Source organism: Paenibacillus dendritiformis (assembly GCF_945605565.1).
Classification (GTDB): domain Bacteria; phylum Bacillota; class Bacilli; order Paenibacillales; family Paenibacillaceae; genus Paenibacillus_B; species Paenibacillus_B dendritiformis_A.
The window spans coordinates 5,572,811-5,599,300 of sequence record NZ_OX216966.1 but is presented as its reverse complement, the minus strand read 5'-3'; the positions used below and the strand labels follow the sequence as shown (position 1 = coordinate 5,599,300).

19 protein-coding genes and 1 CRISPR repeat array are annotated in these 26,490 nt (G+C 54.4%); of the genes, 12 read left to right on the top strand and 7 right to left on the bottom strand.

The window, feature by feature from the left end:
• Window positions 1-28: 28 nt before the first annotated feature.
• The gene (locus NNL35_RS30470) at window positions 29-154 is read right to left on the bottom strand and encodes a hypothetical protein (RefSeq protein ID WP_274380343.1); all 126 of its coding nucleotides are present in this window, start codon (window positions 152-154) and stop codon (window positions 29-31) included.
• A gap of 314 nt (window positions 155-468) precedes the next feature.
• On the opposite strand from NNL35_RS30470, the gene NNL35_RS25160 reads away from it, so the two are divergent.
• From NNL35_RS25160 to NNL35_RS25105, 12 genes are all read left to right on the top strand, one after another.
• Entirely contained in the window at window positions 469-3,150 is a 2,682-nt protein-coding gene (locus NNL35_RS25160) for a carbohydrate binding domain-containing protein (protein WP_158000423.1), read from the top strand.
• Window positions 3,151-3,343: 193 nt separating this feature from the next.
• Entirely contained in the window at window positions 3,344-4,522 is a 1,179-nt protein-coding gene (locus NNL35_RS25155) for an ROK family transcriptional regulator (protein ID WP_006675004.1), read from the top strand.
• A gap of 351 nt (window positions 4,523-4,873) precedes the next feature.
• Entirely contained in the window at window positions 4,874-5,959 is a 1,086-nt protein-coding gene (locus tag NNL35_RS25150) for an extracellular solute-binding protein (RefSeq protein WP_254553840.1), read from the top strand.
• A gap of 53 nt (window positions 5,960-6,012) precedes the next feature.
• Complete coding sequence (locus tag NNL35_RS25145; protein ID WP_254553839.1) at window positions 6,013-7,092, top strand: ABC transporter ATP-binding protein; 1,080 nt, start codon at window positions 6,013-6,015, stop codon at window positions 7,090-7,092.
• 14 nt (window positions 7,093-7,106) lie between these two features.
• The gene (locus tag NNL35_RS25140) at window positions 7,107-8,843 is read left to right on the top strand and encodes an ABC transporter permease (RefSeq protein ID WP_254553838.1); all 1,737 of its coding nucleotides are present in this window, start codon (window positions 7,107-7,109) and stop codon (window positions 8,841-8,843) included.
• A gap of 112 nt (window positions 8,844-8,955) precedes the next feature.
• Window positions 8,956-11,505 (top strand): NEW3 domain-containing protein, encoded by a 2,550-nt coding sequence (locus NNL35_RS25135; protein WP_254553837.1) that lies wholly within the window; start codon window positions 8,956-8,958, stop codon window positions 11,503-11,505.
• Window positions 11,506-11,846: 341 nt separating this feature from the next.
• Entirely contained in the window at window positions 11,847-12,605 is a 759-nt protein-coding gene (locus NNL35_RS25130; protein ID WP_254553836.1) for a creatininase family protein, read from the top strand.
• 10 nt (window positions 12,606-12,615) lie between these two features.
• Window positions 12,616-14,124 (top strand): argininosuccinate lyase, encoded by a 1,509-nt coding sequence (gene argH / locus NNL35_RS25125; RefSeq protein ID WP_254554005.1) that lies wholly within the window; start codon window positions 12,616-12,618, stop codon window positions 14,122-14,124.
• A complete protein-coding gene (locus NNL35_RS25120) occupies window positions 14,124-15,128 on the top strand; it encodes an N-acetylglucosamine kinase (RefSeq protein WP_254554004.1) in 1,005 nt (334 codons plus the stop codon). Before argH ends, NNL35_RS25120 begins: the two co-directional genes overlap by 1 nt.
• Window positions 15,129-15,189: 61 nt before the next feature.
• A complete protein-coding gene (locus NNL35_RS25115) occupies window positions 15,190-15,939 on the top strand; it encodes a PIG-L deacetylase family protein (protein ID WP_254553835.1) in 750 nt (249 codons plus the stop codon).
• 580 nt (window positions 15,940-16,519) lie between these two features.
• Window positions 16,520-17,214: a CRISPR direct-repeat array (repeat unit 32 nt; unit sequence GTCGCATCCTACGCGGATGCGTGGATTGAAAT).
• A gap of 157 nt (window positions 17,215-17,371) precedes the next feature.
• Window positions 17,372-18,667 carry a helix-turn-helix domain-containing protein gene (locus tag NNL35_RS25110; RefSeq protein ID WP_254553834.1) on the top strand — a complete coding sequence of 432 codons (1,296 nt, stop codon included), beginning with the start codon at window positions 17,372-17,374 and terminating at the stop codon, window positions 18,665-18,667.
• Between the two features lie 178 nt (window positions 18,668-18,845).
• Window positions 18,846-19,160 carry an aspartyl-phosphate phosphatase Spo0E family protein gene (locus tag NNL35_RS25105; RefSeq protein ID WP_111154454.1) on the top strand — a complete coding sequence of 105 codons (315 nt, stop codon included), beginning with the start codon at window positions 18,846-18,848 and terminating at the stop codon, window positions 19,158-19,160.
• Between the two features lie 235 nt (window positions 19,161-19,395).
• Here NNL35_RS25105 and NNL35_RS25100 read toward each other — a convergent pair whose 3' ends face one another.
• The 6 genes from NNL35_RS25100 to NNL35_RS25075 form a co-directional block, all read right to left on the bottom strand.
• Entirely contained in the window at window positions 19,396-19,800 is a 405-nt protein-coding gene (locus NNL35_RS25100) for an RpnC/YadD family protein (protein WP_254553833.1), read from the bottom strand.
• A complete protein-coding gene (locus tag NNL35_RS25095; RefSeq protein ID WP_254553832.1) occupies window positions 19,797-20,744 on the bottom strand; it encodes an Rpn family recombination-promoting nuclease/putative transposase in 948 nt (315 codons plus the stop codon). Before NNL35_RS25095 ends, NNL35_RS25100 begins: the two co-directional genes overlap by 4 nt.
• A 587-nt stretch (window positions 20,745-21,331) precedes the next feature.
• On the bottom strand, window positions 21,332-22,780 hold the full coding sequence (locus tag NNL35_RS25090; RefSeq protein WP_006674994.1) for a SpoVR family protein: 1,449 nt from the start codon (window positions 22,778-22,780) through the stop codon (window positions 21,332-21,334).
• The gene (yhbH, locus tag NNL35_RS25085; RefSeq protein WP_006674993.1) at window positions 22,777-23,928 is read right to left on the bottom strand and encodes a sporulation protein YhbH; all 1,152 of its coding nucleotides are present in this window, start codon (window positions 23,926-23,928) and stop codon (window positions 22,777-22,779) included. The genes NNL35_RS25090 and yhbH overlap by 4 nt, the downstream gene beginning before the upstream one ends.
• A gap of 159 nt (window positions 23,929-24,087) precedes the next feature.
• Window positions 24,088-25,596: a sulfatase family protein gene (locus tag NNL35_RS25080; protein ID WP_006674992.1), complete on the bottom strand. Its 1,509-nt coding sequence runs from the start codon at window positions 25,594-25,596 to the stop codon at window positions 24,088-24,090.
• Window positions 25,593-26,366, bottom strand: coding sequence for an IclR family transcriptional regulator (locus NNL35_RS25075; protein ID WP_006674991.1), 774 nt, complete (start codon window positions 26,364-26,366; stop codon window positions 25,593-25,595). Before NNL35_RS25075 ends, NNL35_RS25080 begins: the two co-directional genes overlap by 4 nt.
• Window positions 26,367-26,490 lie beyond the last annotated feature (124 nt).

Genomic DNA, 26,490 nt, shown 5'->3' with positions numbered 1-26,490 from the left:
TAAGCGTCAAATCGTCCCCACCTAGCGGTCAGATGGGAGCGACCAGCTTCGCTCTGTCTTTAATCTGTCTATAAATCGCCTGCGAATTGACATCGCCATCAACCGAAGTAATATAGAAATCATGAACCAGTTGTAATCTAATTCTCCATTCCATTCGGTGATGATCCATTTTTTGCTGCATCATGTATACTACATAAGAACTTGAATCGATAAAAAGGAGGTGATCCGGTCACTGGGAGTCGAGGCTTGCGGGTGAAGGCAAGTGAAAGCATGGTAAAAGACAGGAAACCGGCAGTTTGAAGTCAGGGGAGTTTCGTAGAGCTACGATTCGTATTGAGGCGTAATTGGCAACGTTGAACGCAACGGGAAATTGAGGTTTAAGTCTAGGCCGACCGCATTTTTGATAACGCTTACAATTAATGCGAATGCATTCGCTGCATCAGAGTTAAGACATGGAGGAGGGTATTAATGATGTTACCGTGGAGAAGCAAACATATCAGCCGAATAAGCGCCGTGTTGGCCGTTCTGATGGTTGTGTTGACATGCGGCACTGCTGTCGCCGGGGCGGAAGCAGAAGGACAGGCGAAGAGTCAAGCGGCCGCTGCCGGCAATAAAGGCAAGGGAGAGACCCGTTCCGAGGCGAAGGCGCTGCCTCTGAAAAATCCCGGCTTCGAGCAGCAGACAGCGAAGGACTCGATCCCGGGCTGGACATCGATATTCGCGAGCGTGGAAGGCGCGGCCAGCCATGAGATCAGCAAGGAAGAAGCGTACCGCGGCAAGCGCAGCTTGAAGATTACGGATACGAGCCGCGACCATGCCGTCGCGGTCCAGAGCGATCCGCTTACGGTCGAACCGGGCATAACCTATACCGGCTCGGTCATGATGCTGCTGAAGAGCGGCAGCGCCAGTCTGCTTTTCCGCTATTATGACGGCAGCGGCAAGCAGGTCGGCGACGATATGCTCCAGCATGTGTCATCTGGCTACGGGGAATGGGAGAAGGTGCAAGTGTCGGGCAAGGCGCCTGCGAATGCGGTGACGGCCCGCATTTTCGCCTCGGTCAACAAGTACCAGATGGCGGAAGTCTATTATGATGACTTTGAGGTGACCTACCCGAAGACATCGCCGGGCGAGCCGCCGGCCGAAGATATCAGCTTCAAGGGCAGAACTTTTGCGCAGCCGGTTGATCTGGGCATTCCTGTCTTCACGGTAGCGATCAACGATGCTGTTGCCGGCGTTGAGGACGGGCGGGCGACGATGTACTCGACGGCCCAGGGCGATACGGCCGTGTTCAGCGTCGTGGATGTCGAGAGCAACAAGCTGCTACGCTCGTTCCCGTTGGAGGGGGTTCATACGGTGTGGCGCCATACGATCGCCCCAGATGGAACCGTCTACATCGCGGCGATTATGACGGGCAGCAACCGGGGAGAGCTGTGGAGCTATTCCCCGCGGACGAAGACGGTGAGCAGCCTGGGCGAACCGCTTCCGGGCGAGAAATCGATCTGGTCGCTTGTCACCGATGATAAGGGCAATGTGTATGGCGGCACCTTCCAGCAAGGCAAAGTATTCAAGTACGATCCCGTAGCGAAAACTTATCGCGATTATGGCCGCATGATGGACAATCAGGAATATGTGCGGTCGATGGTCTATGACAACGGATTTATTTACGCGGGGATCGGCTCCACGGGCGCAATCGTCAAGCTCAATGTGGAGAGCGGCAAGAAGGAGGTCATTTCCGGTCCGGTCGCGGGGCTGCTTGGTGTCGCTCCCGCAGATGTGCCGTTCGCCTACGATATGGCAATCGTCGATCGTTATCTGCTGGTGAAGTTCGGTGATCCGCAGATGGCCTTGCTGTTCTATGATCTCGATCGGGGAGAGTGGCTGCCGCATGTCGTCGGCAAAAACATTGGCGGCACGCAGGGCGCAGGCGTGTTCTCCTTCAACCAGCTCGTGACGAAGGACGGCAAAGTGTATGTTCCCGCCAACGGGGTCATCACCGAGATCGATCTGACCACGTTCGAAGCGCGGATGACCTCGATGCGATACGGCACCTCCTTCCGCGGCGCTGCCTGGGTCGAGTTCCGCGATGATCCGGGCTTCCCGGGTAAGTCGTTCGTCACGATGCAGCGCGACGGCAAGACCTCTGTATTCAATGTTGACGCGGAGACGAGCAAGACCCTTCCTTCCGTTGTCCAGGGCTCGGCCAATCCGCTGCACAATATGGAGAACGGTCCGGATGGCAACGTATACATGAGCGGTTATCCGGGCGGGGTTGGCGTCCAGTTCGATCCGCGCACCGACACGTTCAAGACATTCAGCCTCGGGCAGGCGGAGGGCATGGTCGCTTACGGCAACGATATGTATTTCGGCATTTATCCGGGAGGACATATTTATTCGGTGGATACGACACAATCGGTTCCCCAAGCGAAGGCGGTATTCCAGATCGGCTCGGAACAGGATCGGCCTTATGTGATGCGGGCGGCGGATGATTTTATCATGATCGGCACGATCCCCGATTACGGCAAATTAGGCGGCGCGCTTACGCTCTACTATCCGGATACGGGACAAAAGGAAGTGTACCGGAATATTGTCCATAATCAGAGCATAAACGGTCTGGCCTATAAGGACGGGAAAATATTCGGTTCGACCACCGTCTTTGGCGGGCTCGGCATCGGCGCAACCGAAAAAACGGCGAAAATGTTCGTATGGGACGTCGCCAAAAAAGAAAAAATCACGGAATTTACGCTGGATATTCCCGAACTGGATCAGCCCGTTATGATTAGCGGCTTGACGATCGGGCCGGACGGGAACGTATGGGGAGGCGTCGATGGGATCATCTTCAAGCTGGACCCGGTGACGTATCGCGTTCTTGACTATAAAAACATTTATCCGCATGTGAAAAATTACGGCTTCTGGCGTCCGTATCATCCGCATTGGGGGCAGGACGGCTTGCTGTACATCGATCTGGCGGATCGGATTACCGTCATCGATCCGCAGACACTGGAGCATGTCACGCTGTCCGAGGATAACGGCACCACATTCCAGGAGATCGCCTTCATGACGCTGGCCAAGGACGCTCAGGGCAACGAGCATATTTATTATGTTGATCAAGCCAATCTCAAGAAAATTCAGGTTACGGGCCAAACCCGCTAACCCTGGGCTATCCTTTGCTTGGCGCAGGATGCAACAGCCGATGACCGTCGTCATCGGCTTTTTTTCAGATAAGATGAACTGATCATGCAAAATTATGGTTGACACATTGTAAGCGGATACAATAAAATGGAGGCATCCAAACTTTGTTAATTACTTTAACAAACTACCAGCCTAGCGGAAAGGAGGGAGTGAAATGATTGGCAAGGGCCAGACGGGAAATGCCAAGCTGGTGAAGCAGATGAACCGGGAAGGAATTCTTCATCAGCTGCGGGAACATCCGCGTGTATCGAGAGCCGATTTGGCGAAATTAACCGAGCTAAGCCGTCCATGCGTCTCCGCATTGGTGGATGAGATGATTGCGGAAGGGTTAATCAACGAAGTGGGGATCGGAGAATCGAAAGGCGGCAGAAAACCGATTCTTCTGGAATATAATTTTCAAGCATACGGCGTCATCGGCGCGGTGTTCGAAGGCAGCACCCTGCAATTGGCCATTGCTAATCTGCGAGGAGAACTGCTAGTCCAGCGCACGACTTGCCTGCCTCATCCGATGAATGGGGAAGCGGCCATCCAGAGCATTGAGCAAGGGCTGGCGGCCCTGCTTGACGAGAGCGGCTTCCACAAAGAATGGCTGCTGGGGATGGGATTGGGACTGCCGGGGATTACCCGGCGAAGCTCCGGAACGGTAAGCTACGCTCCGAGTACGGGGTGGATGGGGCTGCCGGTGCAGAGGGAAATCGAGGCTATCCTCGGGCTGCCCGTAGCGATTGAGAATGACGTGAACCTGATGACGCTTGGCGAATTTCACAAAGGGGTCGGGGTCGGGCATTCCAATCTGGTGTATATGTATGCGGGTACCGGAATCGGCGCCGGAATTATGATCGACGGGCAGCTCTACCGGGGAGCCAAGGAAGCGAGCGGCGAGATCGGCTATATGGTCGTCGGCCCCGTCGGGAAGCAGGCCAAGGGTGAATACGGCGTATTCGAGCGGAATTATTCTATACGAGCGATCCGCGACAAGGCCAGAGGCGTCCTCCCTGCGATTGACGAGGACGCGAGCATGATGAGGCAGATCGTCGACCAAGCGGGCCGCGGAAATGAAGGGGCACGGAGACTGCTCGACGACGTCTGCCGGCACTGGACCTATGGCATTGCCAATATTACGAGCGTCATGGACCCGGAGCTGCTGATCCTGAGCGGAGAAATGCTTCATATCGGAGACGAGGGGATCGCTGCCATCCGGCAATGGCTCAATGATTGGGTACCTTCCGTTCCTCAGATCAAAATGGCTGCGCTTGGCGATCAGGCGGGACTTATCGGGGCGATACATTGCGCGCTCGAAGCTTTTTCAACATCTGCAAATATAAAAAAGTAGTACACAACCGACGATATCCGCTCTTTTCACTTCATCCTGCCGCTTTGCATTCGGGCGGTTCAGACACCTCCTCCAAGAAATAAAGAGCAGCAACCCGAAGACAACTCTCCAGCGAAAAACAACACCAAGATTCCAAAAAAGCATGAAGGGATAGCTTGATATGAAAGGTGAATCAGGTATCGAGCCTGCGACAGGACAGGGCTTTTTATATGGCTTTTCTCCGCAGGCGTTTATTAATAAAAAATACTATTAATTAACTCATTAGTAATTTTGTAACAGATCAGAGAATTGTGAAAACTTATTGATTTTCAGAAAAGAGAGAAAAAATTTCAAATTTACGGGAGGTCAATGATGAGACACACAAAAAAATCAGCAATTACGTGGTTGATGGGGGCTGCTCTCAGCATGGTCATGCTGATGGTGACCGCCTGCAGCGGCACCGCTTCCGAAGGCGGCCAGCCAGCGGGAACGAACGGTTCTGAGAAGCAGAGGCTTGTTATCTATACGGCGAGGGACAAGAACGTGGTCGAGGAAATCATTCCGAAGTTCGAGGAGAAGCATCCGGAGGTCGAGGTGGAAGTGCTTACGATGGGGGCGCAGCAAATTTTGGAGCGCGTGCGCGGGGAAAAAGCGAACCCACAGGCGGATTTCTGGTGGGGCGGCACGCAATCGGCCCTGATGACCGCGGCGGATGAAGGGCTGCTCGTCAGCGTGAAGCCGAGCTTCGCCGACAGCATTCCGGAGCTTTACAAAGACAGCGAGGATCGCTGGTACGGCGAAATGCTGCTGCCGGAAGTGATCATGTACAACTCCGCAGCGTTGAAAAAAGAAGAGGCGCCCCAAGATTGGGATGACCTGCTGGATCCCCAATACAAAGGGAAAATCATTATTCGCGGGGTGCTCGCTTCCGGAACGATGAGAACGATATATTCAGCCATGATCTACCGTCAAGACGCTAACGATCCGGCCCCAGGCTATGAATGGCTGAAGAAGCTCGACGCCAATACGAAGGAATACGCGCAGGATCCAACCAACCTGTATCTGAAGCTGGCGCGCGAGGAAGGCACGCTGTCGCTGTGGAATCTGCAGGATATCATGATTCAGAAGGAATTGCAGAAGCAGCCGTTCGACTTCATCTATCCGGCCAGCGGCGCGCCGATTCTGGTCGATGGGGTCGGCGTGGTCAAGGGCGCCAAGAACATGGAAGCAGCGAAGAAATTTTATGAATTCCTGTTCGATTCCAACCTGCGGGTGGAGCTGGCGGAGAAGCTGTACCAGATTCCGACGCGTACGGATATTAGCAAGGATACGCTCCCGGCATGGCTGCAAGGACTGGAGTTGAAGCCGCTGCCGCTGGATTGGGCGGTCATGGCGGAGAAGGAGAAGGAATGGATGCAGCATTGGGACGAGAACATCAAGGGCAAAGGGTCCAACTAAGGCATCGGGCGGGGGCTTCTCCGCCTGAGCACATTACCAAGGGGGCAAGCAACTTGATAGAGGTCAACCTGGATCATGTGAGCAAACAATTCGGAAACGTAAAGGGAGTCGCGGACGTTCATGTCCGGATTCACCCTGGGGAATTTTTCACCTTTCTTGGGCCGAGCGGCTGCGGCAAGACGACGACGCTGCGAATGATCGCGGGCTTCTACTATCCGAGCGAGGGCCGCATCCTGTTCGGCAGCAACGATGTGACGACACTTCCCCCGAACAAACGAAATACGGGCATGGTGTTTCAGAACTATGCGTTGTTTCCGCATATGACGGTGTTTGAAAATATCGCATTCGGCCTGCAAGTGAGAAAGGTCGCGAAGTCCGACATCGTGCAGCGCGTCGAACGCGCGCAGAAGCAAGTTCACTTGGAGGGGTACGGCAGCCGCCGCATCGATCAATTGTCTGGCGGCCAGCAGCAGCGGGTAGCGCTGGCCCGCGCGCTTGTAATCGAGCCGCAAATCCTGCTTCTTGATGAGCCGTTATCGAATCTGGATGCGAAGCTGAGAGAAGAAACGAGAATCGAAATAAAAAGACTGCAGCTGGAGCTCGGAATCACGACGATCTATGTCACGCATGATCAGGCCGAAGCGATGGCGATGTCGGACCGGATAATGGTAATGCAGGGCGGCGTGGTGCAGCAGATAGGGAGCCCGGAGGAGATTTATCATCGTCCGGTTAACCGGTTTGTGGCCTCCTTTATCGGGGAATCCAACCTGTGGGAAGGAACCGTGGAACGAATCAAAGACGGAGAAGCGGTCATTCGCATCGCTCCGGATCTGGTCCTGACGGGGCTGATTGCGAACGCTTCGCCGGACTGCCAACTGGAAGCGGGCAAGCGCGTTACGATGTCCATACGTCCGGAATCGATACGCGAATCAATGCCAGGAGAACCCGCGGACAATGTGGTCCACGGCAGCGTGATCATCTCCGAATTTACGGGCGTGAGCGTGAACTATGTGTCGCAAGCGGCGGGACGGCAATTGAAGGCGATGTTCGTCAATCAAGGGCATCGGGTGCGAGGAAGAGGGGAAGCCATTTCCTTGTTCATTCCAAAAGAAAGCATCTACTTCTTGGAATAGAGAGGGGATGAACGATGATACCGAAACGGAACATAAAACCGAGGAAACCGGGAATTGCACCATTCCGACCCATTTCCATTGCGCAGTCGCCTTATTTTGTCTATGTCCTGGTCGCGCCCTTGTTTTTGGTGCTGTTGGCTTATGTCGTATATCCGTTGTTCCAAACGTTTATGCAAAGTATTCAGGCAGAGGATCAATTCTCGCTTCAAAACTATGCCCGCTTTTTTAGCCTGGAGCATACCTCCAATCTGGAAGCGCTCTGGACCAGCATTTATATTTCGGTGTTAAGCGTGATCACCTGCGCGATTGTCGGCGTTGCGATGGCCTTTCTGCTGGAACGCTACGAGTTCCCCGGCCGCAAAATCCTCGCCGTTCTCGTGCTCGTGCCGATGGCCTTGCCGCCGCTCGTCGGCGTGCTGTCATTCACGTTTCTCTATGGGGAAAGCGGCATTATTCCGCGGGCGCTCAAGGAGCTGTTTCAGCTTGAACAGGTGCCGTTTGCCTTAAAAGGCATCTGGGGCGTGCTCGTCGTCCATACGTTCACGATGTACACCTACTTTTACATGACGGCATCGTCGGCGATCCGCAATCTCGACCCGTCGCTGGAAGAGGCGGCGGCCAGTCTCGGCGCGGGACGGATCTACATATGGCGGCGCGTTATTTTGCCGATGCTGACCCCGGCCTTGGTCGCCTCGTCGCTGCTCGTGTTCATGATCGCGATGGCTTCCTATACCGCTCCGCTTATTTTCGGCATTGAGCGGACGATGACGATGCAGATTTATTTGTCCCGGACGAACGGCAATCTCGATATGGCGGCGGCTCAGTCCACCATCCTGTCAGTCGTGTCGATCGTGTTCCTGCTCGTCATGCGCTGGTATCAGGGCCTGCGTAATTATCAGAACATGAGCAAGGGGGTCAGCGTGCATCGGACGGAAGTGAAAAGCGCCGCGGGCAAATATGTCGCCATGCTCCTGTCAATCGCAGGCGTGATCGTGCTGCTGCTTCCCATTCTCGTGCTCGTTCTGATTTCGTTCTCGGCGGACGGCAGGTGGACGACGCAGATTTTGCCTCCCGAATATACGGTGGAGCATTACGTGAAGCTGTTCACCGACAGCAAAACGTGGCGGCCGATTGCGAACAGCTTCCAGATGAGCTTCGTGGCCACCATCGGCAATGTGATCTTCGGCGTCGCTGCCGCTTATGCGATGGTGCGCTTGTCCTTCCGAGGCAAAACGCTGCTTGACGCGCTGATTATGCTTCCGTGGGCCTTGCCCGGCACGGTCGTCGCGGTCAACCTGATCGCCGCCTTCAGCGAGCCTACCGTATTCAGCTTCAATCAGGTGCTCATCGGCAGCTTTTGGATACTTCCGTTGGCGTATTTCGTCCGCCATTTGCCGTTAGTGTTCCGGTCCACCTCCGCCACCTTGGTCCAGATGGACGCATCGGTCGAGGAGGCGGCGCGCAATCTGGGCGCATCGTGGTGGTACAGCTTCCGCCGGGTCGTGTTCCCGATGGCGTTAAGCGGGATTCTGGCGGGAACCCTGCTCGCGTTCGTGCAGGGCATCGGGGAATTTGTTTCCTCCATTTTGCTCTTTACCGCCAAAAGCACTCCGTTATCCGTCGAAATTTTTCAGCGGATGTATTCATTTGAATTCGGGACGGCTTGCGCGTACGGCGTGTTGCAAATTTCCTTGATCATCATCGTGCTCTTCGTATCGCGCAAAATAACGGGTGACAGCACAGCTATGTAACGGTCGGTCATTTCGTGGGAACACCTAGGGGTTCGCGATCCACGTGATGATATGCAGCGGGGAACGGGCCATTCCCTGCTGGAAAGCATTCCACCATTAGAGGAGGGATTTGATGATCAAAGGCAAGTCAGCTTGGAGGTTCTGTTCCATGGTCATGAGCGTGGTGTTGGCGGGCAGCGCCCTGCTGTCCGCTCAAGCCCAACCCGCGTATGCGGATCGCGGGGTCGCCGATCTGTGGAAGGCGATTCGGCCATTGACGACGATCGCGAGCGCCATGAACACGGGGGCTCACCCCGATGATGAGCACAGCGCGACCTTGGCTTACCTGTCCTTGGGGCGAGGCGTGAGCACCTCCAGCGTCATCGCGGTCAGAGGGGAAGGCGGTCAGAACGAGATCGGGAGCGAACTGGGGCAGGCCCTCGGCGTCATTCGGACCCGTGAGCTGCAGGAGGCATCCCGCATCACTAACGTGACGTTAGGCATGCTTGGCGAGAAGCTGGACGATCCGATCTACGATTTCGGCTTTTCGAAGAGCGTGGAGGAGACGCTGGACAAATGGGGCGACTCCGTCGTCTACGAGCGCTTGATTCGAAAAATTCGCGAGCTCCGCCCGGATGTCATCATTCCTTCGTTCTTGAACGAAGCCTCCACGCATGGACATCACCGAACGATCAACGTGCTTACCGTCAGGGCGTTCAAGGATGCAGCGAATCCGGACATTTTTCCTGAACATCTGAAAAAGGGGCTTCAACCCTGGCAAATCAAGAAGCTGTACGTGCCGGCCAATTCCAAGGATTACAGCGTGAATGCACCGGTTGGCGACTACGATGAAATCTACGGCGCGTCGTATCTTCAGCTTGGGGAAGAATCCCGCTTCATGCACCGAAGCCAGGGCATGGGCAGGGTGTATGACGAAGGCCCCGTGCAAGGGGAACTGTTCAGCAAGTATTACAAGCTCGAGCTAAGCACGGTCGCATCGAAGGAGAAAGAGAATGATTTCTTCGATGGCATCGCCTTCACCTTTGAGGATTTGGCGAAGGACATCGAGGGGATGGGCAAAGACAGCAAGGTGGTTCGCGATTTGCGCGCCTTGCATAAGGATGCGAATGAAGTCATTGCCGCCTACCCGAGTTTCGCCGACGTGCTGAAGGAAGTCCATAAGATGAAAGCCGATGTGCAGACCGCGCTCGCCGACGTCAACGCATCCGGCCTGGAGGCGGCAGCCAAGGAGGATCTGCTCCATCGGCTTCAGGTCAAGGAAGCACAGTTGAATACGGCCAGCATGGAAGCGGCATCCGTCGTGGCGAAGGTCAAGCCGGCCGAGAGTGAACTGGTGGCGGGCCAGACGACGAAGGTCGTTGTCTCGGTCTTCAACGGCGGTTCCACGACATTGCGCAACATTAACCTGAGCCTCAACGTGCCCGCAGGCTGGAAGGCAGCGTCGGCCGGAGCGACCCGCTTCGAGCAATTGGGCTACAACGAAACTGCATCCGTCGCCTTCGAGGTGACAGTTCCCGCGAACGCGCCGCTGTTCAAGCCTTATGACCCGGTGGTGTTCCAGGGAAAGGTCGAATATGAGGCGTACGGCTCGGCGACGACGGTGGACGTTACGCCGCAGAACGCCGTCGCTGTTCTGCCGCCGTACTCGATGACGCTTAGCCCAAGCGCCACGATTCTGAATACGCTCCGGGCCGGAGAGCCGATTCCGGTGAAGGTGACCGTGCGCAACTACACGCCGGGCCCTTCCAAAGCGTCGGTATCGCTAAACGTGCCGGAAGGGTGGACGGTCGAGCCGGCCGTCGAAGAGCTAAGCTTCGCTGCCAAGGGCGAAATGAAATCGGCCGCATTTACGGTTAAGGCGGCATCGAACGTGGCGCCGGGCACCTTTTCCGTGAAGGCGATCGCGAAGAACGGTGCCGTGCTCAGCACACATGGGGCGCAGGTCATCGAATACCCGCATATCGGCAGGACGTACCTGGTGCAGCCGGCGGAGCTCACCATCCAGGCCTTCGACCTGAAGGTGCCGGACCAATTAAAGGTCGGCTACGTGTCCAGCGGGTTTGACAACATCGACCAATATTTGCGCCAGGCGGGCGTTAATGTCGTCAATCTGGATGCGAAGGATATCGAATCCGGCGATTTGTCCCAATACGACACGATCGTGCTCGGCATTCGCGCATACGCCTTCCGCCCAGAATTGATTCCGAGCAATCAGCGCCTGCTCAGCTATGTCAAGGACGGCGGCAATTTGGTCGTCCAGTATCATAAGCCGGAGGACAAATGGTCGCCGGAGCTGGCTCCGTATCCGATTACGATCGGAACGCCGCTGATTCAGTGGCGCGTCACGGACGAGAATTCGAAGGTGACGAGGCTGGCGCCGGAACACCCGATGTTCAACACGCCGAACAAGATTACGAATCAGGATTGGAACGGCTGGATTCAAGACCGCTCCGCCTACAACCCGTCGCAATGGGGCCAGGAGTATACGGCGCTCATCTCGAACGGCGACCCGGGAGAGAAGGAGTTCACGGGCACGTTCCTGACCGCGCATTATGGCAAAGGGGTCTATACGTACAGCTCCTTAGTCTGGTACCGCCAGATTCCGGCGCTCGTTCCGGGCTCCATGCGAATGTTCGTCAATATGATTAGCCAGCATCAATAGGAAGGCGGTACACGCAATCCCAACTATGCGACTCTGAACACTGCCTGATAGCTGCGTAATAATTGTCTGACAGCTGCCAATCGGATACGGCTGTCTGCGCAGCATAGCATCATCGGCGAGGGCCCCGGACGGATTCTTGCGAAAAGACGGAGCGTGAGCCGTCAACCCGAACGGATTACCGAGACAAGACGGAAGCATAAGCCGTCAACTCGGACGGATTTCCGTGCGTGAACGGCCTCACGAGCAAGCATCCAATTTTCGTTGCGGAAGTGAACAGCTCCAGCTTTTAGCCCCTCCGGGGCCCTCTTCCATTTTCGCTCGCGAGAGGAGGTGCAAATCAATTGAAGGCAATCGAAGTTCACGGGCGGGACATCGAGCAAGTGACAAGGGACGTGCGGTTCGCCGTCGTTCCGTTGGGCTCGGTCGAATACCATGGTCCGCACGCTCCGCTCGGGACGGATACGATCTTGGCGGAGAGCTTCGCGGAACGGATGGACCCTTCCCTGCATCCTTTGATCTATCCGGCCGTTCCGTACTCGGCCTGCCCCGGCAAGACGCGGCATTATCCGGGCACGATCCCGGTTCGCCCTACGGTCTTTATCGACTATCTCACCGATGTCGTGGAAGGCATTTGCCGGCTCGGTATCCGCCATATCGTGCTGCTGAACGCCCACGATGCCAATATGGGGCCGGCCCGCACCGCAGCCGAGCAGGTGACCGGCACCTATCCTGACGCAAGCTTTCTTCTGATCAACTGGTGGCAGATGGCGAGCGTCGAGTTCACGCAGCGGATGGGGCTTTTTCAAGGAACGGCTGGCCGGGGGCATGGGGGACCGTATGAAATGTCCGCTGTCAAGGCATTTCGCCCGGATATGGTAACTGTACAGGAATCAGACCTGGATTTCGATGCAGGTCCTCCCTTATCTCCTGTGCCCTATGTCTTGGTGGAAGGAACTCCGCAAGGCTGGGACGGCTACACGGGCCGCATCCGGCAGTGCTCCCTGGAGGCGGGGCAGATCATCGTGGAGGAAGCGAGCCGCAATATGAACTTGCTCATCCAGGAGTGGCTGGCGAGGAGAACAGACAAAAAGAAGGAGTGACATGAACGCTATGGGATATCGTGAAAAATGGATGGAAGCCGAAGGAACTTCATTCCCTGGCAAAACGTACGCAGAGGTGGTGCTGGAGCCTGCTTTTAATGAAGCAAAAAACCATTTGCTCGATCCGATGATGGCGATCAATAAGGCCCATCTTATCATGCTGCAGCGGCAGCAGTTGGTGTCGCTTGATGAAGCGAAGCAGATCGCCAGGGCGATTCGGGCGATCGATACCGAGGCGCTCCGCCAAGCCCGCTATACGGGGCAGTTCGAGGATTTGTTCTTCCAGGTCGAGCATCAATTGCTGGAGCATGCGGGCGAGATCGCCGGCAACCTGCATCTGGCACGCAGCCGCAACGACATGGGCATCGCGATCTACCGGATGGTGCTGCGGGAGAAGCTGCTTGTGACGCTGGCTTCCGCGCTGAAGCTAAAAGAGCAGCTGCTGCTGTTCGCCGGAGACCACGCCGACACGCTGATGATCGGCTACACGCATACGCAGCAGGCGCAGCCGACGACACTCGCGCATTATATGATGGCGGTCACCGATTCGCTCAACCGGGACATCCGGCGCATGATGGCGTCCTACGCCAATTGCAACCGCAGCAGCATGGGCGCCGCGGCGCTCACGACATCGGGCTTTGCGATCAGCCGGGAGCAGATGATGGAGCTGCTCGCCTTCGACGAACTTATCGATAATTCCTATGACGCCATCGGCGGGGCCGATTACCTGGGCGAGATTGCGACGGCCATGCAGCTTGCGGCAATCAATCTGGGCCGGGTCGTCCAAGATATGCTGCTGTGGTGCACGCAGGAGTTCGGCGCGCTGCATGTGGCGGCCCCGTATGTGCAGATCAGCTCGATTATGCCGCAGAAGCGCAATCCCGTCTCGTTCGAGCATATGCGCGCCCTGCTGTCGAGCTGTGTCGGTAATACGAATACGGTGCTGACGATGATTCACAATACGCCGTTCGGCGACATCGTGGACACTGAGGACGACATGCAGCCATATGCCTGGAAAAGCCTCGCCATAATGGATAATATGTACCGCCTGTTCGCCGCCGTCATCGGCACAATGGAAGTGAACAAGGAGGTGCTGCGCGAGCGGACGCAGGGAAGCTTCGCCACGGTAACTGAACTGGCGGATACGCTTGTTCGAACCGATGGCTTGTCGTTCCGCAAGGCCCATCACATCGTCAGCGACGTGGTGCGGCAGGCCTTGGCGCAAGGACAGGCGGCCGATCAGATTACGCTTTCCCTCGTCAACGAGAGCGCGCGGCGCCATATCGGGCGAGATACGACACTTAACGAAGAAGCGCTGCGCGAGGCGCTCGACCCTGTGCATTTTGTGGATATTCGCTCGTTGCCAGGAGGGCCGAGCCCGAAGGAAGTCAAGCGGATGATTGAGATTCGGATGAATGAGCAGCAGGCGCATTTGAAATGGGTTGGGCAGGCGCAGGACAAGATTCAGCGGGCGATGGAGCATGTGGACGAAGTCATCATCGAGTGGAGTGGAAGTTGATGGCGGTGCGCCGCATCCCCCTGCTCGCCGTCGACGGCGGGGGGACCAAATCCCTTGCCGTCCTCACGGATAGGCAGGGCCAGGTGCTCGGACGAGGACATGGTGGACCGTCCAATTACCACGGCAGCGGGACAGAGGGAGCGATGCGCGAGCTGGCGGCGGCGATTCGCGAAGCGATCGCGGACCTGGATCACAGCGGCGGAAGCCGTATCGAGTCGGATGCAGAGACCGTAGTGGAAGTGGAATGCGCGGTATTCGCCCTTGCCGGACTGGATACCGAATCCGACAGGCTCGCCATCACCAGATTGGTGCAGGAGGCGCTTGCGCTGCTGCCGCTTCAAGTCGGGCACCTGATCGTGGAGAACGACGGCTACGCCGCCTTGCTGGGCGCGACCGGCGGTCAGCCAGGAATATTGGTGATTGCCGGAACCGGTTCGATTATATACGGGATCGACGAGCAGGGAAGGACGGCCAGAGCGGGCGGCTGGGGCCATCGTGTCGGCGATGAAGGGAGCGGCTATTGGATCGGCAAGCAGGCGGCGTTGGCGATTCTGAGGGCCTATGACAGAAGGGGAGCAGACACGAGGCTTAAGGACTGGGTGCTGCCGTATCTAGGCATGGAGCGGGAAGAGGAGTTGTTTAACTGGATGTATGGCTCAGCTTATTCCATTGAAAAAGTAAGCCGGCTCTCCCGCGCCGTCGGCCAGGCAGCCTCTGCCGGGGACCGGGAAGCGCAACGGATATTAACGGCAGCCGCTGACGAACTGTTTTACGCTGCAGCCGCGGTGATTCGTCATTTGTCGTTCCACTGCGACCCCTTTGTTGCGATTATGCAGGGCGGCGTGCTGCAGCATGAAAGTCACGTCCGGGAAGCTCTGATGCGCCGGATTGAAGCATACGCTCCGCATGTCCAATGGGACGACGTCCGCCGGGAGCCGATTTATGGCGTCACCGCCATGGGATTATCTTATTTGGAGACAAAGGGGAGGGGAAAACGCCAATGATAACGTTGAGCCATCCACATTTCAGGCGCGGAACCGATGAACAGCGGGAGGCTGAAGGGGAATGAAGACAAGATGGCTATTCGTCTTCGCCCATCCCGACGATGAATCGTTTGCCGCCGGAGGGACGATAGCCAAGCTGAGCCGTGCGGGCCATGACGTGATTCTTGCATGCGCCACCTCAGGATGCAAGGGGAGGTCAGGGGAATTCCAATTCGCTACCCGCGAAGAACTGGCCCGGTTCCGGGAACAGGAGCTGCGGAACGCCTGCTCCATCCTCGGCGTCGCCGAGCTCGCGCTGTACCGGTACCCGGACGGCGAACTGAAGTCGCTTGACTTGTCTAAGCTGGCGCAACGGATTCAGTCCACAATTGTGGAGCGAAGGCCAGAGATCATTATTACTTTCCCGCCGGACGGGGTGACCGGACATCCCGATCATATCGCGATTTCCCGGGCCACGGAGAGAGCGGTTGAGCTGGCTGAAGCGCATTACCCGGAGCGCCAGAAGCCATTATTCTACTATACCTCGATCCCTCATTACTACGACCATTGCCCGGATTCCGGACCTGCGCAGACGTGCCCGATCACGGCGCGAGCCGATATCGGGGCCTTCCGCCATCACAAGGGGCGGGCCTTGCAGGCGTACCGAAGCCAGATCTACTCCGTGAACCGCGCCTATCCCGGCGTCATGGACGGCGACTTCACCGTCATCGGCGACTACGAATACTACACCCTGGCCCGCACCAATGGCCAGCTCGTCCAAGTGAAGGCGGCACCGGCTCTCGACGAGCTGCCGGAGATGGAGCTGGGGTGAAGGGAGCGGAGGGGCGCCATTCATCTGGCTTACCGTTGAGTCGAATGGCAGCCCCCATGAGCCGTTCCTCGTCAGAGCCAGCGGCACTGACATATTGCCCGAACATAGCCCCGTGTCGCTAGGCCCCGGGCCAACAACCGGGGCTTCCCCTCGCGTTAGCAACACGCCCTCAAGGGACTTCCCGTGAACGTAACGGCCATTACCTTATCACGCTGGCCCATGATATACTGAATGAGAGAACAAGTTCAAAGAATTCAACAGAACAAGTGGGAGATTCAGCCCTTTGCCCCGTCGAGGAGAGCGGAGTTGTACAAATTGATGATAGGGTGCAACTGCTGGTGCGAATGTATAGTGCACATGAAATCCCCGGGGCATTCGCACCACTATTATTACATTATTATCAAATTACCCGAAGAAGAGGTATAGATTTAATGTAATTTTGATTATTATATTCATTTTCTGAATTATTCAATCATACTTGAATGTACATTTGACACATTCAGTCAATTTTCGCTGTCGCATCCTAGCGGATGCGTGGATTGAAATAGCAACGGCATGATAGGTCTTGCCGCTGCCAACGGTCGCATCCTACGCGGATGCGTGGATTGAAATGTTGACTCGGGGGATCGGCACCTGGGTAATGACGGTCGCATCCTACGCGGATGCGTGGATTGAAATAATATGTACTCCCATATCCTCGGCGCCGTCGTAAAGTCGCATCCTACGCGGATGCGTGGATTGAAATTCATAAAATGGAGGTGAAATTGAATGGTCGTAACTGTCGCATCCTACGCGGATGCGTGGATTGAAATAACCCATTCGTAAAAGTCGCGCTGTATTCCTGACCGTCGCATCCTACGCGGATGCGTGGATTGAAATTGGCAAATGGCATACGGTAGCGATGGCAGCGAACCGTCGCATCCTACGCGGATGCGTGGATTGAAATACAGTACGACAAGCCCAAGTGGGACGGTACCCTGGTCGCATCCTACGCGGATGCGTGGATTGAAATTCTGTCTCGTCCTCATAGTCTTCACAGAGCACAGTCGCATCCTACGCGGATGCGTGGATTGAAATCGAGATGACGAAATCGCATATTAAGAAGGGCCGGGGTCGCATCCTATGCGGATGCGTGGATTGAAATCCCAGAATGTAGCGCTTGCTGTTGTTTTGGAAAGTCGCATCCTATGCGGATGCGTGGATTGAAATCGATCCCGTTCGGCAAGTTGCTGGACGAGGGCGCGTCGCATCCTATGCGGATGCGTGGATTGAAATTCTGAGTCGTAAAGTTGAGAAATATATATCGTTGGTATCGTAGCATGTTATCTGTTTTTATGTGAGGATGCCTCGCTTTTAAACTCTCTCTATCTTATTTACATCAATTCAATATTATGGTAGTGTCAAAATAAAGATGTCTTGGAAGGGTGATGATATGGAAGCGTCGTCGCTACAATATTCCACTATTGGCGACAGCATAAGACAATACAGAAATAAAGCCAATCTTACACAAAGCCAACTTGCCGAGTTGTCAGGCGTCAGCACAGGCTATATCTCCAAAATTGAAAATGATGAGGTAGAACGTCCTTCATTTGAAAAGGTTAATCCCATAGCTAACGCATTACATATACCTATTCGTGAAGTCATACAACCATATCTTGAAATAGGGCAAAAATCCGATGTTCTGTTCGGAATCTTACGAGAAGTAATCAAGGGAGATGGAGCGGATTTAACGGATTTAATTATTAAAACGGCATCTGCCTGTTTACATAGCAAGGATTTGGACAGCATCGATTTGATGGAAAGACTGTACCAGTTTGTAGATCAGGAAGTGAACAACGACTCGCTCAAACTCGCCTTGTACGATCTCATTATCCGTCAGTCCCGTGGGCACGGTATCAATAAGTTTGTGGCCAAAGCTCTTTTTCAGAAATATCTTATTGAAAGAAATGACTTTACTAAACTACATGCAACCTATGATTCGGGGCGATTTGTTTTACATTACATAGATTTTCTATCAGCAGAAGAACGAACAACCTTATTTTATAAGCTAGGTGTTCATGCGTATAATTTGCGGCGTTTTCAAGAGAGCATTGACTTATGCATGAACAATGTAACCGAGGATATACCGGTAAGCTTGATCAAGGCGGAATCCATCGCTGTCGTTCATAATTCTTACTATTATTTAGGCGAGTATATTTTGAGTGAGTCTTATTTGAAACAGTACATGACTTTTCCGTATCCTCATATTCAAGATAATGCAAAATTAATGATGGCTGTCCTGAATGTCAAAAAAGGGGATAAAGAACTTGCCTTGTCGCAGCTTGAAGAATGTTTGCAGAGTTGCGGCGATAATGCTTTGTTGCATGTTATTAACCAACTCATGATACTATACCTTGAAATGAATGATTGGGCATCTATTGAAAAGCTATTAAAGCGGGAAAATAAAATTATCTCTATTTCATACTTTACTCCGTATAAGAAGTCCGAACTGGCCCACTACTATAAACTTAAAGGAGACTACTGCGTTTCTGTCGGAAATATTGAAAATGGGGCTCAATGTTATTTGGAAAGCGCTTCGTGGTACTCCAAAGTCAACGACAAATTAAATGAACGCAGTAGCCATCTCATGATGAAGCTTGTTATGGAAAAAGACGAGCGAGTAGACATTGAGATTATAATAAAATTTCAGAAAATCTTTGATCAATGCATGAAATATGAATTGAGGTAACTCAAGGGACGCGTATACCAAGCGTCTCTTTTATTATTGAAAAAAATGATAAATTTTGTCGAATTTTCCTTGAAAGAGAATGAGGGAATTAAAGGAAAAACGTGATAAAGTTGCACCAAGAGCAACATGTAGATGCAGGCACCCAACGTTATACAATACGTGGAAGGGAGCAACTTTCATGTCTTTTTTTCTTGACGAAGTCGATTGCTTGAGATACAAAATCGAGAGCGTACGCCAGCAAATGATACAAGTGGCCGCAGAGAAGAAGAATTTCACCGATAAGACGGTCGTAGAATTGAGCCAAGAGCTGGATATTTACCTTTTGGAATATCAGAAGAGAAAGAATGCCGCAAGTCGATATAAAGTCCAGCGGTATGATGATAAGTTCTCCTTGGAAAGACACGGGCAACATTTGGATATCCATTCTGACAGGCGATGTGATGAAGCGGAATGGGGAGGGGGCACAGCCATTCTGAACATGGATATTCGTTGAAATGAAAGGTTTTTAGATTCAAAATCGAGTCGCCTCCTACGCGGATGCAAACGGCACAACAACAAGCAGGAGGCATAACGCTTCACTGCTCTTGTATTTTGATTTTATGACTCTCTCGATTTATACGAGCAGGAAACGGGTAATCGGCAGTTTTTATTCAACCGTCCCCGATCACACTCAAATGTTATGGGAACAAAAAAGAGCCGTTTAAAAATGAAACGACCCGTAATATAAATCAATGGGATTGTTCCCTTAACTTTGCGATAATATCTACAGGGAAGCCTGTTACCCTCGCGATCAATTCAGGATCCAGATCTTGGGCAATCATTTGCTTGACAACTTCTTCTTTGGCTTCACGCTTGCCTTCTTGTTTGCCTTCGCGCTTAATGGCATCCAAGGTTTTTTCAAGCCCCATAACCGATACGCCTCCTTTTACGTTCTGGATAAGCTCGCGCAAATGCGGTTCATTTTCCGGCAATTTCTGACTTAATATATTCGCCATCCAGGCGACCAATTGCTGCTGGCTGTCCAGCGTCTCCTCCCATTGTATAGCGCGATCGGTTAAGTCCGGAAGGTTTTCAATTGCCATAGGAACAAAAAAGAGCCGTTTCAAAATGAAACGACCCATAATATAAATCAATGGGATTGTTCCCTTAACTTTGCGATAATATCTACAGGGAAGCCTGTTACCCTCGCGATCAATTCAGGATCCAGATCTTCGGCAATCATTTGCTTGACAACTTCTTCTTTGGCTTCACGCTTGCCTTCTTGTTTGCCTTCGCGCTTAATGGCATCCAAGGTTTTTTCAAGCCCCATAACCGATACGCCTCCTTTTACGTTCTGGATAAGCTCGCGCAAATGCGGTTCATTTTCCGGCAATTTCTGACTTAATATATTCGCCATCCAGGCGACCAATTGCTGCTGGCTTTCCACTGGTAATTGGTGTATGGTATGCATCAGCTTGCCGAGCCGATTCAGTAATTCCGTCTGATCCGCCGTCTGATCAAGCAAAAACACAGAACCAATCGTATTGGAAAGAGCCAACAACTCTTCTTCTGTATATCGTGCAACATCAATAAGGACATATTCAAAATTCAGGAGTTCCGAACCGAACATCGTTTCATTGGCTAACAACTGGCGAAATTGGCGACTGGCGGTCCAGCGTCTCTTCCCATTGTACAGCACAATCGGCACAATGGGAGGCAGCCGGAATGTTTTGGGCTTGCCCTTCGTTTTTTCCTGATCTTTCAAAAGATAGCGCCAGATCTCAACCTGATAAAGCAGCAGGCGGTACGGCATGAGGAAGTCCACTTTGGACTGCATTTCCAACAACAAGTAAAATACGACATCTTGTCCATTCAGCTTCACGCGGTACACCAAATCGGCTTCCTTGCGCTTGAAGTCTTGAAGAACAAACGAATGGGGGATTTCCTGCACGTTCGTTTCATCTATACGTTCTACCCACTCTTTTTGAACAAAGGAGCGAAGTAACTCTACAAAGAGTTTTTTGCTGGACAACAGGAAGCGATATGAAGTATCGTGGCGGTGATGTACCGTGTTGTGTTCATCAGTTTCCGTTCCCATACAAGCCTCTCCTTCCTGCCATCTTTTCCTTTATTATACCTGATTATAATCGGCAAGGAATAGCTGGGAAAAGAAGTCGAGTAGCTACTGACTTCTGGAATACATGGATTCGTGGATTGAAATCAGCATCAAACACAGAGCGGGAGAGGAAACGTATGGCCGGTTATTTCGACTGCAATCATGGAATTATTGTTCTCTTAAGGAAGACAAATTCGAAAAATGTCCATACAAAGGTGGACACGAAGGGGTTATTCTCTCTCAAAGATTAAAATCTACATATGGACATATTTATATGAACTAAATACAATATATAGTGTTCATTCGTTTGGTTGTACTATATCCCATCCACAGAAAAGTGTCCACCATTTGAAAGACATCTCTTTAAATAATCCGCGACACAAGGACGATGTGCATGGTATAGCATGATTGAATACACTTCAAACCGCGACATTGCGTCACACGAATAGGGGATGAACTCTATTCACGGCTGCAGACGGGGATCTGAACCTGCCCCGACCCGAAGCAGATACAAAACTGGCCCCCCTCTCTCCTGAAGAGAAGGGCCAGCCCCGATACAACCGAAATGCTCACATGAACTTCCGCGACACCTTTTTCCCGTCATAGGTGAACAGCACCATCTTCTCCTCGACCTTCGTCTCGAGGTGGACGGCTTTACCCCATAAGGTGTAGACATAAGGCAGCGTCCGTTCGAGATATTTCAGATCGAGCTCAAGCCCCTCGTAATAATGCTTCAGGAACAGCTCCCCGTTCCGGTGGTAGTCGCCGTCTTCGACGACAAGGAAGGGGAAGCCGCCGTTGACGCGCGAGTAGACGAGCTGATCGCGGATGTTCTCCCATGATTTATCGGTAATTTTCCATTCCGGGCCTTTTTTCTCGAAAATATACAGGTCCAGCTCTTCCGTCAGCTTCTTCGTTAAGTAATTGCGCAGGAACGATTGGTCGGAATCGAATTCGCGCACCTCGAAAATTTTGGCGCGGCCCTGCCCCGGCTGGCGGCCGAACCGATCGCGCTCCTCCTGCGTCGGGTTATCCCAGCGCTTCTCGATATCCTCGAATATTTTCAAGCCCAGGTAGTATGGATTCAGGCTGTGGCGCGACGGCTGCACGACCGATGCGTTCAGCTTCGCATACTCGAACGTCTCCTCCGCCGTCAGATCCAGCTCCCGCAGGATGCGCTGATGCCAATAAGAGGCCCAGCCTTCGTTCATAATTTTCGTCTCCATCTGCGGCCAGAAATAGAGCATCTCATCGCGCAGCATCGTCATGATGTCGCGCTGCCAATCCTCCAGCACCGGGGAGAATTCCTGGATGAACCAGACGATGTCCTTCTCCGGCTCCGGCGGGAAGCGGCGGTCGGCCATCTCCGCCCGGGACGAGGTGGCGCGCATCGCGGCCTTCATTTCCTCCAGCATCCACAGGTCGTCATATGCCCCCGGCGGGCCAGGCGGCTTCCCTTCACGCTGCTCGCGCATTTTCAGCTCCATATAGCGCTGCTTGTCGAGCGTCCGCGGCCGCACGATCTGCGGATCGATATGCTCCTGGATGGCGAGCACGGCATCGATGAAGCTCTCCACCGCCTGCGTCCCGTATTCCAGCTCATACTGCATGACGCGCTCGGCCGTCGCCGACATGCTCTCGACCATATTGCGGTTCGAGGCCGAGAAGCGGGCATTGTTCTTGAAGAAATCACAATGCGCCAGCACATGCGCGACGATCAGCTTGTTCTGAATGAGCGAATTGCCTTCGAGCAGGAAGGCATAGCACGGGTTGGAGTTGATGACGAGCTCGTAGATTTTGCTCAACCCGAAGTCGTACTGCATTTTCATTTTATGAAAAGTTTTCCCGAAGCTCCAATGACTGAAGCGGGTCGGCATCCCGTAAGCGCCGAACGTGTAGATAATGTCGGCCGGGCAGATCTCGTAGCGCATCGGATAGAAGTCCAGACCGAAGCCGGCCGCGATCTCGGTAATCTCGTCGATGGCATAGTTCAGCATCTGCATATCGTCGGCTGTCATGAGCGCACCCCTTCCGGCTGTTTTTTGAAAAAGTGCTTGAGCGCGCGGTACACCTCGGCCTTTTCCTTGATGACATAGTGCATGAAGTGGGGGTTCTGAATATGACGGTATGCGGACATGAGTGTGCTGCTGCGATTGTATTGGTTCACTTCGCCGTAGCCGAACAGATTGGCACGCTTCAGCAGCTCGCCGATCAGCTTCACACAGCGCTCGTTGTCACTGGTCAAGTTATCGCCGTCCGAGAAATGGAACGGATAAATATTGTAGGAAGATGGCGGGAACCGGCTGTCGATAATGTCCAGCGCCTTGATATAGGCGGATGAGCAGATCGTGCCTCCGCTCTCGCCGCGCGTGAAAAATTCGTCCTCGCTCACTTCCTTCGCCTCGGTATGATGGGCGATGAAGACCATGTCGACCTTCTCGTATTGGCGGCGCAGGAAGCGCGTCATCCAGAAGAAGAAGCTGCGCGCGCAATATTTCTCGAACGAGCCCATCGAGCCGGACGTGTCCATCATGGCGATAATGACGGCATTGGAATGCGGCTTCACGATCTCCTCCCATGTCTTGAAGCGCAGATCATCCGGACTGATGCGGTGAATGCCCGGAGTGCCGGCGAGCGCATTGCGGCGCAGGTTTTCGAGAATGGTCCGCTTCTTGTCGATGTTGGACATGATGCCCTTTTTGCGAATATCGTTGAACCGGATGTCGGTCGTCTCCAGTTGTTCTTTGTCCTTTTGCTTCAAATAAGGCAGTTCGAGCTCATCGAACAGCATAGTTTCGAGATCTGCGATGCTGACCTCGGCTTCGATGACATCCGTCCCGGCCTGATCGCCGGCCTGCTGCCCTTTGCCCGCGCCTTGGGAGCCGTCGGTGCCCAGGACGTCTCCGACCTGGCTGTCGCCGTCCCCTTGGCCGACATGCTTTTTCTTGTTGAAATTGTAGACGAAGCGGAATTCATCCAGGCTCCGGATCGGAACTTTAATGATTTGCTTGCCGTCGGACATGATGATGTTTTCCTCAGTGATGAGGTCGGGGAGATTCTGCTTAATCGCGTCGTTAACCTTCTGCTGGTGGCGCGCTTGATCCTGATATCCTTTGCGATGGAGCGACCAGTCCTCGCGGGACACGATAAACAACGGGTTGGTCATAGATGGCCCTCCTTATTAACCAAGTGAATGCCCTGAATAAGCAGATGAATCGCTTTCTACTCACTTTATTCAGGAGGGCCGGGATTGATGAGGGAGGATGACGATGATTATTTGTCTGCGGCGGATGTGCGCCGGGGACGGCCGCTTGGGCCGCTCCGCTTATTCCATCCAGTGCAGCTGGCTCCAGCGCGGCATGCCCGTATTGGGCTGCGGCACCCCTGGCGTGCTTCGTCCTTCCTTGATATAGCGGGTCAACAGGGCCGTCAGTTCCTGGACGATATCAGGGAAGCGATCGATCACATTTTGCCGCTCGCCGAGGTCGCCGCTCAGCCGGTACAGCTGGAATGAAGGGGATCCGGGAGGCTCTTGTCTAGGCACCGGATCGCTCCAGCCTCCGGAGCCGGGGCACAGCTCCAGCTTCCATTCGCCCTTGCGAATCGAGAAGGAGCCGTCGATCGAATGATGCACGATCGCTTCGCGAAGCGGCTCCGTTCCGCCCGTCCCGAGCCACAGGAGGAGATGGCTGACGCTGTCCTCGCCCGCATCGTCTGGGAGCGTCTGGCCCGTTAAGCCGGCGGCCGTCGCCATGAAGTCGACGAGGCAGACCGGTTCGTCGGAGACGGTGCCCGCCGCGATGCGCGCTGGCCAGCGTACGAGCAGCGGAACACGGTGTCCCCCTTCATAAATATCGGCCTTGTGGCCGCGGAAGACGTAGCTCGGGTTATGGCAGCAGCGGGCCAGCTCCTCATAATCCGCGCTCGGGGAGCATCCGTTGTCGCTCGTGTACAGGACAACCGTGTTGTCCGCGATTCCGCATTCCTCCAGCTTGCGCAGAATCGCGCCCACGACATCGTCGACCATAAGGACGAAGTCCCCGTACAAGTTGGTTCCCGAGCGCCCGACGAATTCCGGCGTCGGCACAATCGGCGTATGCGGCGCGGGCAACGGGAAGTAGATGAAGAACGGGCTGCCGTCCGCCGCCGAGCTGCCCTGCTCAATCCGCTCCAGCACCTTCCGGGTCAGCCGGGGCAGCACCTCCTCATGGCGGAAATCGGGCGCCGTTGGGCCTTCCCGCCAAAATCCTTTGCGGTCATCGTTGCGGGTCAGCCGATCCGGCAGCTGCGCCACGGAATCATTCTCGATATAGACATAAGGCGGCATATCGAGCGAGGCGCTGATGCCGTAGAATTCGTCGAACCCGGCATCGAGCGGACCGCGCCGAATCGGCTTGCTGAAATCAACATCTTCGGCCGCGGGGCCGGTCCGGTGCCAGTCGAGTCCGAGATGCCATTTCCCGTAGCATGCTGTAGCATAGCCGGCCTGCTTGAACAAGGAGGCGACCGTCATTCGGCCTTCTTCGAGGATGCTGGGGGAGTACCCCCACAGGACGCCCTCCTTCAATTCCGAGCGCCAGTTATACCGGCCGGTCAGGATACTGTAGCGCGAAGGGGTGCAAACGGCGGAGGAGGAATGCGCATCGGTATAGATAAGGCCCTCCCGCCCAAGCCGATCCAGATGCGGCGTCGCGATTCGGGAATCGGGGTTCAGACAAGAAATGTCGCCGTATCCCATATCGTCAGCCAAAATGTAAATGACATTCGGACGCGTGCTTTTGGCGTTGATCAAAGTCTTGCTGCGGTTCATATTCTTGCTCACATCCATATTCATGATTCCCCTCTCCCTTCCTGAATCGCAGGCTGCAGCAGCTTCCTCACCTGCGCGGCCTCGTCCTGCAGCAGCTCATAGATGCGGTGAATGAACGGGGCATCGAAGGAAGTGCCCGGCATGCCGACCCCAATCGCGGCGGCGAGCCGCTCCCCGTCATAGACCGGAACGGCGATGCGGCGAATATGGGGCAGGATGGCCCCCTGATCATCCGCCAGGCCGCGCTTCGCAGCGTCGGCAATATACTGGTCCAGGGCCGCCGCATCCGGACGATATGGCGCCAAGGCTCCGTCCTCCGCGTGCTCGAGATATAAGCGCCGCCTCGCTTCATCGGCATGCGCCAGCAGCAGGAAGCCCCATGGGTGAAGCGGGTAATCGGTCCGGATCTCGCCCGTCTGCTGCATCGCGACGCCTTCCGGATGCACCCGCTTGTCCCGGCAGATCATGCGCCCGTGGCGGAAATCGATCCAGAGCGCGGTGCAGCCCGCCTCCCGGGAGATGCGGTCCAGCACCGGGCCGCTCGCGCCGCGGAGCCCGTGATGGCGCTCGGCCCGCTGCATCAAGGCGAACAGCATGGGCCCGGCCACATATTGCTGATTCGCGTCCTTCTCTACATATTGCTGCTCCAGCAGCACTTGCAAATACCGGTTCAGACTGGCTGCGCTCAAGCCGGCCGCTGCCTTCAATTGATTGAATCCGATGCCGGATTCGGATTCGACGATCGCTTCCATGATGCGAAGCCCGCTGCTCAACCCTGGTGCGGAAGCCGCCATCGTTGCACCTCCAATGTGTAGTGGTTTAAAAGTATCACATAAGTTACTATATAGTTTCATATATAATATCTCATTCGCGCAATCGTTGCAATTCCAAAAAGAAACCGGCCCTACCCGAGCATCC